Source organism: Neisseria sp. P0021.S006 (assembly GCF_051956895.1).
The window spans coordinates 1-968 of the sequence record NZ_JBQCWZ010000509.1 but is presented as its reverse complement, the minus strand read 5'-3'; the positions used below and the strand labels follow the sequence as shown (position 1 = coordinate 968).

Genomic DNA, 968 nt, shown 5'->3' with positions numbered 1-968 from the left:
CACTCTGCCCTATGCAGCCTTAGCAGAAAACACGGCAACACCCCGGCCCGAACAAACTGCCGAGCTGCAAACTGTCAACGTAACCGGCAAAAACCGTTCTACCCGCACCGAAAACCGCGACTCCTACACAACTTCAGCCATGCGTACCACCACCGGCCTTGCCTTGTCCCCGAAAGAAACGCCGCAGTCGGTGAGCGTGATTACCAAGACACAAATCAATGAGCAGGGGATTACCAACTTGGTTGATGCCCTGAAAACCACTACCGGTGTCAACGTCATCCGTGATGCCGGCATTCCGCGCTTCCAATCGCGCGGGTTCTATATCGACCAAATCGAAGAGGACGGAATCTCATCTACCGTCCCCGGCGCCATCAACAATCCGATGTATGACGCGCAAAGCATGAACGACATCGCCGTTTACGACCATATCGAAGTCGTGCGCGGTGCGACCGGGCTGACGCAGGCAAACGGCGAGCCAGGCGGTACGTTGAACGCCGTACGCAAACGCCCCACCGGCGAACGCATTATTCAGAGTGAAGCCCAAATCGACCGCTTCGGTAAAGTCCGCACCACGGGGGACTTTTCAGGTCTTCTGAACGATGAAAGCACTTTGCGCGGCCGCGCCGTCGTCGCATTGGAACGCGACAAAAATTTCAAAGACCGCGTCAAAGGCGGCAATGCCACGCTTTACGGCGTGATGGACGCATCCGTCGGCGACAACACCAAAATCACTTGGGGCGGCCTCTATCAGCGCAAACACACCAAGCCCGACGACTGGGGCGTGGCATTGAACCTGCCGCGCGATACCTATCTGGGCTACAACTGGAACAAAGGCATTTACGACAAGGCGAACGCATTCGCCGAAGTAGAGCACTATTTCAACGACAACTGGCGTTATACCGGCAAGCTGGATTGCAACTACAACGAAAATATCAAGAAAAACAGCGGCATTTACAATACGTCCACGT

1 protein-coding gene is annotated in these 968 nt (G+C 55.3%); it reads left to right on the top strand.

Annotated elements, in window-relative coordinates; translation table 11 throughout:
- Positions 1 to 968 (top strand): TonB-dependent siderophore receptor (locus ACTHUM_RS15325; RefSeq protein WP_440403331.1); only part of this gene is annotated, 968 nt, incomplete at both ends.